The organism is Mesorhizobium tianshanense (assembly GCF_007830515.1).
GTDB classification, from domain to species: domain Bacteria; phylum Pseudomonadota; class Alphaproteobacteria; order Rhizobiales; family Rhizobiaceae; genus Mesorhizobium; species Mesorhizobium tianshanense.
This window is the reverse complement of record NZ_VLKT01000004.1, coordinates 161,500-176,635: the sequence shown is the minus strand read 5'-3', so window position 1 is coordinate 176,635 and position 15,136 is coordinate 161,500. Positions and strand designations below refer to the sequence as shown.

Genomic DNA, 15,136 nt, shown 5'->3' with positions numbered 1-15,136 from the left:
GGGATGGATCTCGTGACCACTGCCGCGGAAGCTGACGGCTGGGCGGATCTGCCACCGGTCATCGCCTTCGAGGCGATCTGCTTCGGGACTGTGAGGCTCGCATGACCGCTTGTTCTTCCTCCATCCAAGATCGGCTTGGATTGGTTGCACCTTGAACCGACGCTCACTGCCACCATTCGGGGAAGGCCGTGCGCGCGGCTTCGGCCAGTGTCGCGATCTCCTCTTCGGGAACCGAGCTGTAAGGCCAGAGCAGTCGCGGGCCAAGCGGCGCCCAGCCGCCTGCCGCCGCCATCGCTTTGTCGAGCGCCGCATCGCCGACATCGTAGCGAGCGCGAAAAGGCAGAACCTGTGTGGCGAGAAAGGCCTGGATGCGCGCCTCGACCTCGGCTGCGGCTGCCGCGTCGGTGCGGATCATGTGCCACCATGTCATCGCGCCCTTCGGATTGAGGCAGGCGACGTTGGAATAGCTGCCGTGGGCGCCCTGGGCATATCCCGTCGCCAGCGTATGGCCGGGCACGAAGACCGAAAATCCCGGCAGTTCGCGGCGCATGTCGGCGTACCAGCTGGCGTCTCCGCCCGGCAGCTTGGCGCCGACCAGCGATGGCATGGCTGCACGCAGCCTGGCGATGTCTTCGAGCGTTAGGCGGCGCTTGGCGTGCGGTGGATTGTAGAGCACCAGCGGCATGTCAGGCGCAGTCTCGCACAGACCGCCGACGAAGCGCATGACCTCGCTGTCGCTGGGCGGCCACCAGTCAGGCAAGGTGAATTGCACGGCCGCCGGGTGAAGCGCCGACATTCGCATCAGCCGCTCGCGCGCGACCCGCGGATTGGACTGGCTGATGCCGATCTGGAAGGGGAGGCGCGCGCGGCCGGCTATCGCGGCTACCAGTTCGCAAAGACGGTCGAACTCGGGTTCGGTCTGGCAGTGGAATTCACAAGCCGTGCCGTTGCAGTAGATGCCGTCGACACCGGTCGCGCAGAGCCGTGCGATTGTCTCTTCCGTCGCCTCCCAGTCGATCGCGCCGCGATCGTCGATGGCCAGCATCACCGCGCCCCAGACGCCGCGCGGCGCGCGTGCGGGCAAGTGGGTCAGGTGGTCGTAGAGCTCAGCGCGCACCGGCGATCTCGTGCTCGCGCCGGGTCTCGTTCGACGCAAAGGCGGCCTCGATGATGCCGATGATCTTGCGTCCATAAGCACCGTCGACCGGCACCGGCCTGTCGTCCGCAACGGCATCGCGCATCGCGCTCCATTCGCGCACCAGCGCCTTGTGCATCCATTTCGGCTCGAACGAACCGGGCAGCTCGGTCCAGATCGTATCGCGGCCAAGCATCGTGCCGCGGTCCATGTCGATACGCAGCGTTCCCCGCTCGCAGACCAGGTCCATGGCGTAGCCGGCCGCGCCATTGCGATAGCCGACGCTCTGCACCTGGCCGAGCCCGCCGCCGGCAAAGCGCAGCCCGAGCAGGGCGGTGTCGTCGGCTTCCTGGTCATGGCACTTGGCGCCAAGCATTGCACTCACCGACACGACATTGTCATCCATCAGCCAGACCAGGCGGTCGAGCGCATGAATACCGGCCGTCAACAGCATGCCGCCGCCGGTTACCTTGCGCAGATGCCAGTCGCGGCGATTGTGCTCCATCCACAGTTTGATGATCCAGCTCGATCCAACGAGCGGCCGGCCGAGTGCTCCTTCCTCCAGCGCCTGCCTGGCCGCCATGCAGGGCAGGGCGAAATGCATGAGATGCGCGACCATGAGCTTGACACCGCCGGCGGCGACGGCGGCGTTGATCGCGTCGCAGGCCGCAGCCGTCGGTGCCATCGGCTTTTCGAGCATGATGTGCTTGCCGGCCTTTGCCGCACCGATGGCCATTTCGGCGTGGAGATGGTGAGGGCTGGCGATGAGGACGGCGTCGACATCCTTGTCGTCCAGCAGCTTGCGCCAGTCGGTGTGGCCGCGACCACCATGTTCGGCCGTGAAGGCGGCCAGGGCATCGTTATTCCCGCGGCACGATGCGACGAGATGCAGGCCGTGCACTTGCCCGATTGCCCTTGCATGGGCCGCGCCGAAATCGCCCGCTCCGATAATGCCTATTCCAATCATCGTCCTGCCTTTTCATACGCGGCGTCGATCAGCGACATCGCCGCAACATAGTCACCGATTGAAGTCGCCGGCGGCACCTTTCGGGCCAGCCGGTCGAGCGTGTCGCTCATGCCTAGGCGGTAGCGCGTCGCCGGCAATTCGATCGGCAAGTCGACAAAAGCGCCATCGTCGAGTGTGGCGCAGATGGCGCGGTCGCCATAGTCGATGAGGGTCGCATTCGCACTGACGATGCGCCATTCGAAGTCGCCGCCAGGGCGCATCGACGCGAAAGTGTATCCTGCCTCGACAACGAACAACGCTCCGGCAGCGTCTTCCAGCATAAGCAACGCATGGTCCTCGACCGGGGCGCGGTGAATGCGGTTCTCGATCGAAACGGCTTTCAGGCCAAGCCCGCCGGTTGCCAGGCTGAGCGCGGCGTTCACGCCGTGTATGCCGAGGTTTCTCAGCGCACCACCACCGCCGATCGCCGGGTCCACGACCCAGCCGACACCGTCGGCCGCGTAGCGCTGCGGCGGGCCATTGACCAGCCGGAACTGGCAATGCGCAACCGCACCGGCACGGCCCTGCTGGCGCAGCCGTTCAAAGGCAATGACGGCCGGCCCAAAGCGGTTGGGCAGGGGAACGCCGACAAAGGCCTGATGCTGCCTTGCCAGGTCGCGCAGCGCGGCCAACGCTGCGGTGTTGCTCGCCGCCGGCTTTTCCAGGATCAGCGGTATGCCGGCTTCGATGACGGCACGTGCCCGCGCGGGCACCGTCGAAGGATGCCCCATCAGCAGGATGACGTCCGGCGGGCTGGAGAGGATTTTCCCAAAATCCGCAATGGACGGCAAATGATGGCGTGTCGCGAAGGCGCGCGCATGCTCCGCGTCCTCATCCCAAATGCCGGCAATTTCGGCGCCACAAGAGTGTGCAGCGTCGAGATGCATTTCGGCGTGCCAATGGCTTGAGCCGGCCAGGACAATCTTCATTTCAGTGACGCATCCTTTTGCTTGCAGGATATCCTACAAGTCGCTATACTACAAGTATCGACCGCTTTGCGATGCGCATCGGGCGCAGTTGCAGCGGCGCTGGGAGCAAAATGCCGGAACCCAAGTCGATCGAACCTTTGACCCGACCGCCGCTGCTTCACGTCAGCGTGCAGGAGAGCCTCAGGAAATATATCCAGAGCAACACGCTCAAGGCAGGCGATCCCTTGCCTCCTGAGACCTTCCTGGCGCAGCGGCTCGGCGTCGGCCGCAACTCGGTGCGCGAAGCGATCAAGGCGTTGGAGTCGATCGGCATTCTGGAGACGCGTCGCGGCATCGGCGTGTTCGTCAAGGAATTCTCGTTCAAGCCCTTGCTGGATAATCTGGCATATGGCCTGCAGGATTCGTTGCGCGACGTGGAGGAGCTGCGCGAAATCCGCCGCGTCCTTGAAACCGGCCTCATCGCCAAGACCATCGAGATGATCAGCGCCGAAGACATCGCCGCGCTGCGCCAGCTGACCGAAAGCATGCGGCGGCGCGCCGAGCGCCAGGAGAGCTTTGCCGAAGAGGACCAGCAGTTCCATCAGCTGCTGTTCCGCTGCCAGAACAATCACATGCTGAGTGCGCTGATCGACATCTTCTGGGTGGCGTTCAACAAGGCCTCGAACTTCACCAGCCTCGACAATCCGACACCGCTTGCGACGTGGCGCGACCACCACGAGATCGTCGAGGCGGTCGCCGCCAAGGATGTCGACCGGGCGCGCCAGCGCCTCGACGACCACTACCGGGGGATTGAGCAAGTTATCGCCAAAAACCGAACGACCTGACCCAAAGCCGAACTATCTGACAATGCCAAGGGAGGAAAACCATGCGCATCAAGACTATCGCTCGTCATCTGGCCGTCACCGGGCTGCTGCTCGGCGGCATCGGCCTGGCCGCCAGCGTCCAGGCACAGGAAGCAAAGACCATAACCGGAGGCTTCGACGTTGGCCCCGGCGGCTTTCCCAAGAACTTCAATCCGCTGGCTGCGACCGGCGGCTTTACCTGGCTCAGCACCTATTTTGAACCGCTGATCATCTACAACGCCGATCTGACCGAACTCGAAGGCGATCTGGCCAAGGACTTTAAGGTCAGCGATGATCAGCTGACCTACACGTTCAACCTTGTCCAAGAGACCTGGCACGACGGCAAGCCGTTCACATCCAAGGACGTCAAGTTCACGCTTGAGCTCGCCAGGAACAAAGCGTCCGGCAGTTTGTTTGCCGCGCGTCTGGGCGATATCGCGTCGGTCGACGCGCCGGACGATCGCACAGTGGTCGTCAAATTGTCGAAGCCCAACGGCTCCTTCCTGTCCATTCTCTCGCAGGTGATGATCCTGCCAGAACATGCCCTGGCCGGGATGCCACCGGATCAGCTGGCAACAAGCACTTGGTGGTCCACCACTCCGGTCGGCACCGGCCCCTTCAAGTTCAATCGCTATGTCAGCGACCAATATGTCGAATTGGCCGCCGATGACGACTATCGCGGCGGCAAGCCGAAGGCCGACGTGCTCATCAATCGGTATTTCGAGAGCCCGGCGGCGGCCGTTGCCGCGCTGCGCGCCGGCGAAATCCAGTTCACCTATGTCGAGCCCGACGATGCGGTATCCTTCAAGAGCGACAGCAATTTCAAGGTGATCGAGGGCGCCTCCTATGTGGTCAACTACATCGGCCTCAACCAGAAGGTCGAGCTCTTCAAGGATGCTCGCGTCCGCCAGGCGATCATGTACGCGATCGATCGCAACGCCATCATCGAGAGCCTCTATGGCGGGGCGGCCAAACCAGCCAATTGCGGCTACGTCGCGCCGCATCTGCTTCCCGAAGGCCTCGAACCCTATGCCTACGACCCAGCAAAGGCCAAGGCTCTGCTTGACGAGGCGGGCTGGGACAAGATCAACGCCGACAAGCCCATCACCTTGCTGACCTATTATGGCTCGCCGCAAGCGGCCAATGTGATGGCCGCCATCCAGTCGATGCTGGCCGAGGTCGGGATCGATGTGGTGCCCCGCGTCGTCGATACGCCGACTTATAATGGCATCGTCTACAAGGAAGGTACGCCGGACTGGAACGCGTTTGCGATGGTCTATGCCGGCCTGCAGAACGGTCCGAATCCGGCTGGCATCAGCCCGGGTCTCAACAAGTCCCAGATTCCGCCGGCAGGCTTCAACACCATGCGCATCGAGTTCGACGATCTGAGCGCTGCATTGGACGCCGCGCTCGGCCAGACCGATCCGGCCAAGATCGATCAATCCTGGCAGGAAGTCTGCAAGGTGATGAACAAGGATCTGCCCTGGGCGACATTATGGGTAGCCAACCGCTATGGCGTGGCCTCCAACAAGCTGCGTGACTTTGTCTGGACGCCGGCACCGGCCGGCGGTCCTTATGCGGCTCACCCGGAACGCTGGGACATCCAGTAAAACGCTTGGTGGGCCACTCTCCCCGCCCACCTGTGCGAGGGGCCGGCATGATGCAGGCTCCGCTCATCATCACGGACAGCCAATGCTGAGTTTCATTGCCCGCCGCAGCGCTACAGGACTGTTGATGCTGGTCGCGCTCAGCCTCCTCATCTTCACCCTACTGCGACTGGCGCCCGGCGATCCGATCGACGCGTATATCAACCCGTCCAGTCCGATGTCTGCTTCCGACCTGGAAGTCCTGCGTGACCGGCTTGGGCTCGACCGGCCGCTTCCCTTCCAATACCTCGCCTGGCTTGGCGCTGCGCTCAGCGGCGACTTCGGCTATTCGATCCAGCGCAGCGGCGTTGCCGTGCTGCCGCTGGTCATGGAGCGCATCGGCCCAACCGCACTTCTGATGGGCACGGGCCTGGCCATCGCCATCGTGCTCGGCATTTCCGCCGGCATCTTCAGCGCCGTCCGCCGCAACGGCCTGCCCGACATCATGCTGTCAGTGGTTTCTTTCGTCGGCATCTCCAGCCCGGCTTTTCTGACCGCACTTCTGGGACTGTACTTTTTCTCGGTGTTGCTGCGCTGGGCGCCATCAGGCGGCATGCAGACCGCCGGCGCACCTTTTTCCGTATCGGACGTGCTCGCGCACCTCGTCCTGCCCGCCTGCCTGCTGTCCATCGGACACGCGGCGCTGATCATGCGCTACATGCGCGCATCGCTGCTGGAAGTACTCAACCAGGACTATGTGCGGACCGCGCGCGCCAAGGGAGTGCGCGAATTCTGGGTGATCATCAAGCACGCGACCCGCAATGCGCTTTTGCCGGTCATCACCTTGATCGGGTCAACGGTCGGAATCGCGATCGGCGGCGCCATCTTCCTCGAAAGTGTGTTCAACTGGCCGGGCATGGGCCTGCTGCTGGTGAACGCCGTAGGCACGCGGGATTACCCGGTGATCATGGGCGCCACGCTGGTGATCGGCATCTGCGTCATTCTGGTCAATCTCCTGACCGACATCGTCTATGCGGTCGTCGACCCGCGCATTCAGGTGTCGTGATGACGATCATCGCGCCGGATCCGACAGTCGACCCGACAGCCGTGCCGCAAGCCAAAGGACCGCTCCGTCGCGCGCTCGACCGCTTCTTTGAAAATCGCGCGGCGCGCGCCGGTCTGCTTATTGTCGTCCCCATCCTGCTGGCGGTTTCGACCTATCCTCTATGGTGGCCGTTCAGCCCCAACGCCATCGATCTCAGGGCGATCAACAAGGGACCGTCCGCCATTCATTGGCTGGGCAGCGACGGGGTGGGCCGCGACGTCATGGCCCGGCTGCTGCAAGGCGGGCGGATCTCGTTGCTGGTCGCCATATGCTCCGTCGCCATCTCGATCGTCATCGGCTTCCTGGTCGGCGCCGTCGCCAGCTTCGGCGGGCGTCTTGTCGACGGCACGGTGATGCGCTTCGTCGATCTCGCAATGACGCTGCCGCCGGTGATCTTCCTGCTCGTGCTCGCTTCGATCGCCGGCACCGGCATCGCGCCGACCATCCTGGTGATCTCGCTGCTCTCATGGCCGGTGCTGTCGCGCATGGTGCGCGCCCGGCTGCTTGAGCTGCGCGAGCGTGACTTCGTCGTCGCCGCTCGTGGCATGGGGGCAGGGCTGCCGCACCTCCTGTTCCGTCACGGCCTGCCGAACTGCATCGACATTCTTGTCGTCTACGCCACGCTCCAAATCGCCAACGCCATTCTGCTCGAAGCCGGCCTTTCCTTCCTCGGCCTCGGCATCGCGCCGCCCGAAGCCAGCTGGGGCAACATGCTCAATCTCGCCCGCTCCACCGTGGTGCTCGAACAATATCCCTGGCAATGGATGTTTCCCGGCGCCGTACTCGTGCTCACCGTCCTGGCGATCAATTTCATTGGCGATGGCCTGCGCGATGCATTCGACCCTCGTTCCGATCTCAACTGACCTTGAAGGTTCATCAAATGCCCCTGTTTACCGGTGTCGTGCCACCCGTCGTCACTCCGCTCCATGCCGATTTCACCGTCGATTTCGCGTCATTTACGCGGACGATCGAAAACCTGCTCGACGGCGGCGTTCACGGGCTCTTCGTGCTCGGCTCGACCAGCGAGGTGGTCTTCCATGACGAAGCTGCCCGCAGGGCCATCATCGAGCACGCGGTCAAGGTCAACAACGGCCGTGTTCCGATCTTCGCCGGGGTTATCGACCCGACAACCGATCGTGTCATCAACCACGCCAGGATAGCCAGATCGGCCGGCGCTGACGCCATCGTGGTCACCGCGCCCTTTTATGCCCGCACCAGCCAGCCAGAGATCGGCGATCACTTTCGCTATATCAAGGACGCGGTCGACATCCCCATCATCGCCTACGACATCCCGGTCTGCGTGCATGTCAAGCTGGAGCGCAGGACCACCGTCGGCCTTGCCGGCGAGGGCGCTATCGCCGGTATCAAGGATTCCAGCGGCGATGACGGCAATCTGCGTTACGTGCTCAAGGACATGGCCAACGACCCGAAGTTCTTCGGCATGACCGGATCCGAGATCCTGGTCGACAGTGTACTGGCCATGGGCGCGCATGGTGTCGTGCCAGGCCTCGCCAATGTCGACCCGCACGGCTACGTCAAGCTGTGGAACCTGATGCAGGCGGGCGACCACGCCGCTGCTCGCCTGGAGCAGGAGCGGCTGCTGAAGCTGTTCGAGATGGTCTGGATCTCGCTCGGCAGGACAAGCGCTGGCTCGGCCGGTGTCGGCGCCTTCAAGACCGCGATGAGGAGCCTCGGCATTATCGCTTCGAACACCATGGCGCGGCCACAGCGCAGCTTGAACGACGAGGAAACCGCAAAGGTCGAAATCATCCTTCGCGACGTCGGGCTGCTGCGCTGACCGTGGACGCTCCGATCCTCTCGATTTCGGGTCTGCGGGCGGTGTTCCGTATCGCGGGACGCGACATCGCCGCCGTGCAGGACGTCGATCTGGCGATAGGCTCAGGCGAGACGGTCGCGCTCGTCGGCGAGTCGGGATCGGGCAAATCCGTCACCAGCCTCTCGATCATCGGCCTGTTGCCGAAGAAGATCGGACACATTGCCGAGGGATCGATCGCGCTACGGCGCAGGGACGGCACAGTCACCGAGCTGACCGGCCTCGATCCTGAGTCGCTGCGCAAGGTGCGCGGCAACGACATTGGCATGGTGTTCCAGGAGCCGATGACCAGCCTCAATCCGGTCTACACCATAGGCGAACAGATCGCCGAGCCAATCCGCATCCATCGCGGCAAGTCGCATCGTGATGCGGCCGCCGACGCTGTGCGGCTACTGGCTCAGGTCGGTATTCCCGATCCCGATCGGCGGGCGCGGCAATACCCGCATGAACTGTCGGGAGGGATGCGCCAGCGCGCCACCATCGCCATGGCCTTGTCCTGCGATCCGACCTTGCTGATCGCCGACGAGCCGACCACCGCGCTGGACGTCACCATCCAGGCCCAGATTCTCGACCTGCTGGCCGAGCTGCAAGCGCAACGCGGCATGGGCATTCTGTTCGTCACCCATAATCTCGGCGTCGTTGCCGAGATCGCCGACCGGGTCGCGGTGATGTATGCCGGGCGCATCGTGGAATCGGGTCCGGTGAGCGAGGTGTTCACCCGTCCGCGTCATCCCTACACCGCGGGGCTGATGCGCTCGGTACCACGGCTCGGCCAGGCCTCGGCACTGAAGGCAGCAGGAACGCCGCTTCCGACTATTGCCGGCAATGTTCCGTCGCTGGCGCTTTTGCCCAAGGGCTGTTCTTTCGCGCCGCGCTGTTCGATGGCGGTCGATGCCTGCCGCACGGCGGTGCCGCCATTGTTCGCGGCGACGCCGACCCAGCAAAGCCGCTGTTTGCGCTGGGAGGATCTTTGACAGTGGATGCCCCCTTCCTTTCGGTCAGGAACTTGACCAAGCATTTTGCGCCGACAGCGTTCTCGCGCGGTCCCATCGTCAGGGCACTGGACGATATTTCCTTCGATATTGCGCGCGGCCAGGTAGTCGGCCTCGTCGGCGAATCCGGGTCGGGCAAGACCACGATCGGCCGCTCGGTGCTGCGTCTCATCGAGCCGACGTCCGGCGAAATAAGAATTGACGGCGTCGATATCACCAGGCTGAGCGCCGGCCCGCTGGCTCGCCAGCGCCGCAAGATGCAGTATATCTTCCAGGATCCCTTCGCCAGCCTGTCGCCGCGCATGACCATCGGGCAGATCCTGACCGAAGGCTTGGATATTCAGGGTATCGGCAACAGGCACGAGCGGCGGGCGAGGGCGCAGAAGGCGCTTGCCGCGGTCGAGTTGCCAGTCGATGCCTATGACCGCTACGCCCACGAATTTTCGGGCGGGCAGCGTCAGCGCATCGGCATCGCCCGGGCGCTTACGCTCGAACCCGAATTCATCGTCGCCGACGAGCCGGTGTCTGCCCTCGATGTCTCCATTCAGGCGCAAATCATAAATCTTCTGCGCGATCTCCAGCTCCGGCTCGGTCTGACCATGCTGTTCATTTCGCATGACCTGGCCGTCGTCGAATACATCTGCGATACGGTGATCGTTCTCTATCTTGGGCGCATCATGGAAGTTGCACCGGCGGCCGCGCTCTATGCCAGGCCGCAGCATCCCTATACGCGCGCGCTGCTCTCGGCCATTCCGTCGCTCGACCCACTGGCCAAGCAAGGCCGGCAGGTGCTGAAGGGCGACATTCCAAGCCCCGCAAACCCGCCAACCGGGTGTGTTTTCCGAACCCGTTGCCCGGTTGCCCTGGACGCTTGTGCCGGCACTGTCCCGCCGCTGCGGGCAACGTCCGATGGCCATCTGAAGGCCTGCATTCGCGACGACATCGCTTGAGGCAAGGCCAAAAAGCGGCCGCCGTCATCTTCTGGCTCTGATCAATGAGTCCGAAGCCGAGGCTCTAAGCTTTGCCCAGATGCTTTGGCCAGAATTCCTGATGCACTTCGGCGGCTTCGTCTTCGAGGTTCGGGCCAACCACAGTGACGATGCGCGCGCCGGTTTGCGACACCGCCCGGCTCGGCACGTTCAACCCGATCCCAGCGATCTCGCCAAGCCGCGCTTCGGAGCACGCGAACACCATACGCCCGATGCCCGACCAGTAAATCGCCCCGGAGCACATCGCGCACGGCTCGGTGCTGGTGTAGAGCGTGCAGTCTGCGAGAAAAGCAGTGTCGTAGTGCTGCGCCGCCAGTTTAACCAGGTTCATCTCGGCGTGGTTCGTCATATCGTGGCCGGTGAAGACACTGTTTTCGGCGCGCAGGATTACTTCGCTGTCCTTCACCAGCACCGAGCCAAACGGTTCGTCGCCGCGTTGCATCGCGGATTTCGAGAGCGCAATCGCCTCGCGTAGAAACGGCTCGTGGTTTTCCATCAGAGTCTCCCCAAAAAGCTAGTGCGGGATGATTTAGTCTTGAATCGGAGGGATTTCCAAGGGTCTGCAAATCAGATTCATGTCGGCGATCTGCATCGCCGCAACTGTCGTCTTCTGGCTCTAATCAATGAGCCCTGAGCCTAGTTTTTGCGCGGGTCGTATAATGGCTGACTGGCCTCGGCTCAACGCCTTGTCTATTTCGGTTCTTCATGTAATGTCAAGTATTATGCTACTTCGATGGAGATATTCTATAATTACTCGCCAACAATTGGGACGATTTCGGAAGCAAAACCACGTTCGCCAACCGGCCGCGAGCCGGTTCTCCGCAGCCTTCTCGCTGGAGCGGTCCAGGACCTGGCAACGGCGTTCGACTTGCCGACAATGACGACAGGCTGAAGTGCGCATCGTGAAACGGAGCGGCGGCCGTGGTCGGGGAGGGGAGTGCGAGGGGAAGGGCGTAGGGCGCCCCTCGCTCCGGTCCTGGCCCAGTCGATGCGGGTAAGGACCGGAGGCCTGCCAAGAAGATCAGTCCGGCTATTTGCGAACGATGCCGCGCAATCGAAGCTGCGCCGCCGTCTCTTTGATCACGCCAGCAATCTTGCGGGCAAATGCGGGACTGAACGCGCCTATCGGCGTCGTCGTCACCAGATCATAGGCTTCATCGACCTGCACCGGTTATACTCGTCCAGGATCAGCCATGACGGATAGTCGAGGCCGCCACGGCGGCATTCGATTTCGCTGATGGCAAGATGCGGGCGCGACCGGTCGGGTTTTTGCGAAGTCAACGGAATGAGAAACTAGGCTGCGGGCGTTGCTGGCGTCCGGACAACGATGCAAACCGGCCCTGCCTTGCGTCCGGATTCCTCGCCAGCGTCTGCTTCCCGCGCCCATTGCAATAATATCGGAGCAGACCGCCGGCTTTTAAGCATGGGGCGTGTCGCCGGAAATTACTGCATCCAGTCCAGTCATGAGTTCATTGTGGACTTCATCCGGTGCGTCCTCGGGCGTATAGGCGACGGAATGCTGCTGGCCGACGAGCTGGTGGTACTGAGCAGCGGACAGGATGACGAGCTTTTCCTTGCCGCGCTTGGTCAGCGCCACCGGCTCGATCAATGCCGTTTCGAGGATTTCGCCTGACACGCGATTCATGTCCGAGAATGTGAATTGCTTCATCGCCGTACTTCCTTTTGAAGTACCTACAACAGGTAATTCACGTAAGAAAAGCAAGAATGGTTGCGCGCTGGCGTCACCATCTCTGCCGTCGGTCTGCCGGCGCGTAACTTGTAACATTGGCGGACACGCCGAGGTCAGATCCGCCATCGAGGCGGCAGAAGTGGCGATCTTGGCAACGCGAACACAGGCAGGCGTTCTCGCATTCGGAGCCGAGAACGATGTGCGTATTGCCTTCTCAGACAACACGATCGAGGAGTTTGACCTCCACACCATCGAGGTGCGCCGCCTGCGCTATGACGGCCAGGAGCGCGGACTGCTTCGTCAGGCACGCGCCATGCGCTCGCGCGCAAACATGATCTGACGCTCATCCGCCGCCGAAACACCGATCTTCTCGCTCCGATTGATCCTGCTGACCCGGACTGGATCCTGGCATCTAGCGTGGCGATGGGAAATCCCGGTCGCGGCTGTCTGCACCTTTTATTAGGCCGTTTCGAGCCGGCTGAACCGAACTGGGATAAGCTGCCGCGTCTCGAGTTGCCCTGCTGCATCCTTGTCGATGACAGTCAGAAACTGTGCTTCTTCAGACCCCAAAGGCAGAACCATGCGTCCCCCCGGCTTGAGTTGCTTCAATAAAGCGGGCGGTGTCCGCTCAGCCGCCGCCGTGGCCAGGATCTTGTCGAATGGGGCGTGCTCGGGCCAGCCGCGAGACCCGTCTCCGACACGAATGCCGACATTGGATAAGCCGAGGCCCTGCAGGAGCGCCTCCGCATGGCTTGCGAATTCCTCGACGATTTCGACGCTCCAAACTTGCCCGGCGAGCTCCGCGAGAATTGCGGTTTGGTAGCCCAGGCCGGTGCCGATTTCGAGTACCGCCTCGTGCGGTTGCGGCGCAAGGAGATCGGTCATCAGAGCGACAATGAACGGTTGCGAGATGGTTTTACCGAAGCCGATCGGCAGCGGCATGTCCTGGTAGGCATAAGGCGCAACCGACGCTGGCACGAAGAGATGCCGGGGTATCCGCCTCATCGCCGCCATGACCCGCTTATCGAGCGCCGCCTTGCCAAGTTCCTCGCTTGCGAGATCGGTATGGATTGCAATCATCTCGACCATGTGCCTGCGTAGCACTGCGAGATGCTCGTCGTTCATTGGCTTCATGACCGTCGGGCTGTCCTCAACCAGGCTTGCTGCCAGATAGCTTATATCCTGTTCGTCACAGCAACGCCCGCCATCGTTTCCAGTTGCGGGTGCTTACGGCGAGCGGAGGGATTTGGGCGTTGCGTGCTGGTCGGCATCCGCAGCGGCGCACTCGCAGAAACGAACTCAGACGAACGAACGACCGTTGAGGTGAGGGAAGATGCCGAGTGCCGCAGCCGTGGGAGTGGACTGCCTATTAGAACCAAGGGCATCTCAGGCCTCTGCCAACCTGGTCAGGCAAGAACCCGCGCCGCCCGCCCGAGCGTCCGTTCCGCGTCATCGTAGTCGTTGGAGGCTTGGCTGATGGAGCGGTGCTGCGATTGCTGCATGGCTTCAGGCAGCGGAACGCCGCAGCGTGCGGTCGCCTTCTGACATATCGCCGCGGACGCCAGCGGCCAGCGCAGCGCGTTTGACCAGCCGGGCCACCTCCTGGTCGTTCAGCCGCTCGGCGCCGACGGACCTGTCTTGCCCGGTGACACGTCGAAACAGCGGGCCATGGGCGATGCGTGCCAGCCTCAGCCAGCTCTGCAGGGCAACCACCGGGCAGGTGGCATTGGAAGAGCCTCGGCCGATCTCGACCTCACGCCAGCCGGTTTTGCCGCGCAGCGTCACCAGAACACCTTTGTCGAGAATGTCGACCCAGCCGCGGCCGTCCTCCGTGTGATCCCTGGCAACGTCGAGGCCGACGATTTCGGAACGACCCAGGCCCCGGCAAAACCCAGAAGCAGCATGGCACGGTCGCGCAGGCCAAGATCGAGCGTCTCCAGCATGGCGATCAGATCTTCTGGGAGAATGGCTTCCTTCTGAAGGGGAGGGGAGGCGTGGCTGTTGCGGATGCCGGCCAGCACCGTGGCGATATGTCGGTCCTTGCGATCCCCGGATGCGAACTCGCCTGACAAGAACCGCAGGTTCCATGCTACCGGAGCCAAGCTGTCCTAATGGTACAGAAACAGGGGCTTTGAGGAATTTGCCAGGACGTCTCGGGTACAGGAGCCAAAGATCTCACGGATTCCTCTATGCCCGTACGCACCCATCGCGATCATTCCCGCGCCCAAGGTTTTCGCTGTCCCAAGGATCGCTTCTGCCGGTGTACCTGCTTGAAGATCTCCCAATCCAATTCCATGCGCCTGTTTGGTGCCGTGCCGTCTCAGGAGTGCGCAGGCGCGGGCCGCGGCTGCCGCAGCGGCATCCTCTGATCTGTTGTCGACGGTGAGGACATGAACCTCCTGTTCTACGGCGAGCCCGAGCAACGCGAATATATGTAGTGTCCGTGATGCAGCGGGACTCCCATCGAAGGCAATCAGCACTGGCGCGGCCAGATCGTCATCTGGCTTGCCGCCGGGGGGGACGAGGAGCACCGGCCGCGGTTCGCCTCGAATGATCCTATCAATGCACAGAGGCATTTCATAAAGCTCTCCGTCCACGTCGAACATACTGTTGCGACCGAGCACCACCAAATCGTGAGCGGTTGCTTCGAACTCGATCTGGATCCGTGGATCGCCATCCACTCTCTTCGTTTCGAACGCGGCGAAGTCCGCATCCTTTGCCCGCTCACCGAAGGTCCAGAGAACGGCGTTGACGCGATCGGACGCAGTCTTGAGTAATGTCAGATCGAGCGCCTTTTTGTATGCCATGCCGCCGATCGGAACCGGCTCAGGACGCTGGATCCACGCGGAATTGACGATGCCAAGGCCCTCAACATGACCACGGTGGCGTTTGCCAAGTTCAAGCGCCAACTGTCCAGCTTCGACGCTAGAAGCCGATCCGTCGAGCGCTACGAGGATACTGCGTAGCATTGATGTCTCCGTGGCAGTTAACAAGCACTTCCGTACCATCGGGGCTAACTAAACGATTT

At 62.5% G+C, this 15,136-nt stretch carries 16 protein-coding genes and 1 pseudogene; 8 read left to right on the top strand and 9 right to left on the bottom strand.

All coding sequences use genetic code 11. From position 1 onward, the window contains the following. Positions 1-163 precede the first annotated feature (163 nt). The 3 genes from IQ26_RS04765 to IQ26_RS04755 are packed head-to-tail and all read right to left on the bottom strand — an operon-like array spanning position 164 to position 3,070. Positions 164-1,117, bottom strand: coding sequence for a dihydrodipicolinate synthase family protein (locus IQ26_RS04765; protein ID WP_276316401.1), 954 nt, complete (start codon positions 1,115-1,117; stop codon positions 164-166). Then, on the bottom strand, positions 1,107-2,102 hold the full coding sequence (locus tag IQ26_RS04760) for a Gfo/Idh/MocA family protein (RefSeq protein WP_145714375.1): 996 nt from the start codon (positions 2,100-2,102) through the stop codon (positions 1,107-1,109). Before IQ26_RS04760 ends, IQ26_RS04765 begins: the two co-directional genes overlap by 11 nt. Continuing rightward, positions 2,099-3,070 (bottom strand): Gfo/Idh/MocA family protein, encoded by a 972-nt coding sequence (locus IQ26_RS04755; RefSeq protein WP_145714371.1) that lies wholly within the window; start codon positions 3,068-3,070, stop codon positions 2,099-2,101. Before IQ26_RS04755 ends, IQ26_RS04760 begins: the two co-directional genes overlap by 4 nt. A 110-nt stretch (positions 3,071-3,180) precedes the next feature. Between IQ26_RS04755 and IQ26_RS04750 the strand changes: the two genes are divergently transcribed. The 7 genes from IQ26_RS04750 to IQ26_RS04720 all read left to right on the top strand — a co-directional run bounded on the left by IQ26_RS04750 (position 3,181) and on the right by IQ26_RS04720 (position 10,379). Beyond that, a complete protein-coding gene (locus tag IQ26_RS04750) occupies positions 3,181-3,894 on the top strand; it encodes a FadR/GntR family transcriptional regulator (protein ID WP_145714368.1) in 714 nt (237 codons plus the stop codon). Positions 3,895-3,935: 41 nt separating this feature from the next. Next, positions 3,936-5,522 (top strand): ABC transporter substrate-binding protein, encoded by a 1,587-nt coding sequence (locus IQ26_RS04745; protein ID WP_145714365.1) that lies wholly within the window; start codon positions 3,936-3,938, stop codon positions 5,520-5,522. 82 nt (positions 5,523-5,604) lie between these two features. After that, positions 5,605-6,564: an ABC transporter permease gene (locus tag IQ26_RS04740; protein WP_145714362.1), complete on the top strand. Its 960-nt coding sequence runs from the start codon at positions 5,605-5,607 to the stop codon at positions 6,562-6,564. Next, entirely contained in the window at positions 6,564-7,466 is a 903-nt protein-coding gene (locus IQ26_RS04735; RefSeq protein ID WP_145714356.1) for an ABC transporter permease, read from the top strand. Before IQ26_RS04740 ends, IQ26_RS04735 begins: the two co-directional genes overlap by 1 nt. A 17-nt stretch (positions 7,467-7,483) precedes the next feature. Further along, a complete protein-coding gene (locus IQ26_RS04730) occupies positions 7,484-8,401 on the top strand; it encodes a dihydrodipicolinate synthase family protein (RefSeq protein ID WP_145714352.1) in 918 nt (305 codons plus the stop codon). Positions 8,402-8,403: 2 nt separating this feature from the next. Next, the gene (locus tag IQ26_RS04725; protein ID WP_145714349.1) at positions 8,404-9,411 is read left to right on the top strand and encodes an ABC transporter ATP-binding protein; all 1,008 of its coding nucleotides are present in this window, start codon (positions 8,404-8,406) and stop codon (positions 9,409-9,411) included. Between the two features lie 2 nt (positions 9,412-9,413). After that, complete coding sequence (locus IQ26_RS04720) at positions 9,414-10,379, top strand: ABC transporter ATP-binding protein (RefSeq protein ID WP_145714346.1); 966 nt, start codon at positions 9,414-9,416, stop codon at positions 10,377-10,379. A gap of 64 nt (positions 10,380-10,443) precedes the next feature. On the opposite strand, the gene IQ26_RS04715 is transcribed toward IQ26_RS04720, so the two are convergent. The 3 genes from IQ26_RS04715 to IQ26_RS04705 form a co-directional block, all read right to left on the bottom strand. Beyond that, the gene (locus IQ26_RS04715) at positions 10,444-10,914 is read right to left on the bottom strand and encodes a nucleoside deaminase (RefSeq protein WP_145714343.1); all 471 of its coding nucleotides are present in this window, start codon (positions 10,912-10,914) and stop codon (positions 10,444-10,446) included. A gap of 534 nt (positions 10,915-11,448) precedes the next feature. Next, positions 11,449-11,586 carry a hypothetical protein gene (locus tag IQ26_RS40270; protein WP_240547003.1) on the bottom strand — a complete coding sequence of 46 codons (138 nt, stop codon included), beginning with the start codon at positions 11,584-11,586 and terminating at the stop codon, positions 11,449-11,451. 249 nt (positions 11,587-11,835) lie between these two features. After that, positions 11,836-12,087 (bottom strand): type II toxin-antitoxin system Phd/YefM family antitoxin, encoded by a 252-nt coding sequence (locus tag IQ26_RS04705; protein ID WP_145714340.1) that lies wholly within the window; start codon positions 12,085-12,087, stop codon positions 11,836-11,838. Here IQ26_RS04705 and IQ26_RS04700 point away from each other — a divergent pair. Further along, on the top strand, positions 12,062-12,448 hold the full coding sequence (locus tag IQ26_RS04700; RefSeq protein ID WP_145714337.1) for a hypothetical protein: 387 nt from the start codon (positions 12,062-12,064) through the stop codon (positions 12,446-12,448). The genes IQ26_RS04705 and IQ26_RS04700 overlap by 26 nt on opposite strands. Positions 12,449-12,567: 119 nt before the next feature. Here IQ26_RS04700 and IQ26_RS04695 read toward each other — a convergent pair whose 3' ends face one another. The 3 genes and pseudogenes from IQ26_RS04695 to IQ26_RS04685 all read right to left on the bottom strand — a co-directional run bounded on the left by IQ26_RS04695 (position 12,568) and on the right by IQ26_RS04685 (position 15,077). Next, positions 12,568-13,242 carry a protein-L-isoaspartate(D-aspartate) O-methyltransferase gene (locus tag IQ26_RS04695; RefSeq protein ID WP_145714334.1) on the bottom strand — a complete coding sequence of 225 codons (675 nt, stop codon included), beginning with the start codon at positions 13,240-13,242 and terminating at the stop codon, positions 12,568-12,570. A 396-nt stretch (positions 13,243-13,638) separates the two neighbouring features. Further along, positions 13,639-14,156: pseudogene (locus tag IQ26_RS04690) on the bottom strand (site-specific integrase); the annotation flags it as partial. Between the two features lie 60 nt (positions 14,157-14,216). Then, positions 14,217-15,077 (bottom strand): universal stress protein, encoded by an 861-nt coding sequence (locus IQ26_RS04685; protein WP_145714331.1) that lies wholly within the window; start codon positions 15,075-15,077, stop codon positions 14,217-14,219. Positions 15,078-15,136 lie beyond the last annotated feature (59 nt).

What these genes read in the sequence shown, in the direction of transcription:
- IQ26_RS04760 (WP_145714375.1), bottom strand. Translation starts at nt 2,102, where the DNA reads ATGATTGGAATAGGCATTATCGGAGCGGGCGATTTCGGCGCGGCCCAT.
- IQ26_RS04755 (WP_145714371.1), bottom strand. Translation starts at nt 3,070, where the DNA reads ATGAAGATTGTCCTGGCCGGCTCAAGCCATTGGCACGCCGAAATGCAT.
- IQ26_RS04750 (WP_145714368.1), top strand. Translation starts at nt 3,181, where the DNA reads ATGCCGGAACCCAAGTCGATCGAACCTTTGACCCGACCGCCGCTGCTT.
- IQ26_RS04745 (WP_145714365.1), top strand. Translation starts at nt 3,936, where the DNA reads ATGCGCATCAAGACTATCGCTCGTCATCTGGCCGTCACCGGGCTGCTG.
- IQ26_RS04740 (WP_145714362.1), top strand. Translation starts at nt 5,605, where the DNA reads ATGCTGAGTTTCATTGCCCGCCGCAGCGCTACAGGACTGTTGATGCTG.
- IQ26_RS04735 (WP_145714356.1), top strand. Translation starts at nt 6,564, where the DNA reads ATGACGATCATCGCGCCGGATCCGACAGTCGACCCGACAGCCGTGCCG.
- IQ26_RS04730 (WP_145714352.1), top strand. Translation starts at nt 7,484, where the DNA reads ATGCCCCTGTTTACCGGTGTCGTGCCACCCGTCGTCACTCCGCTCCAT.
- IQ26_RS04715 (WP_145714343.1), bottom strand. Translation starts at nt 10,914, where the DNA reads ATGGAAAACCACGAGCCGTTTCTACGCGAGGCGATTGCGCTCTCGAAA.
- IQ26_RS04700 (WP_145714337.1), top strand. Translation starts at nt 12,062, where the DNA reads ATGTCCGAGAATGTGAATTGCTTCATCGCCGTACTTCCTTTTGAAGTA.
- IQ26_RS04705 (WP_145714340.1), bottom strand. Translation starts at nt 12,087, where the DNA reads ATGAAGCAATTCACATTCTCGGACATGAATCGCGTGTCAGGCGAAATC.
- IQ26_RS04695 (WP_145714334.1), bottom strand. Translation starts at nt 13,242, where the DNA reads ATGAAGCCAATGAACGACGAGCATCTCGCAGTGCTACGCAGGCACATG.
- IQ26_RS04685 (WP_145714331.1), bottom strand. Translation starts at nt 15,077, where the DNA reads ATGCTACGCAGTATCCTCGTAGCGCTCGACGGATCGGCTTCTAGCGTC.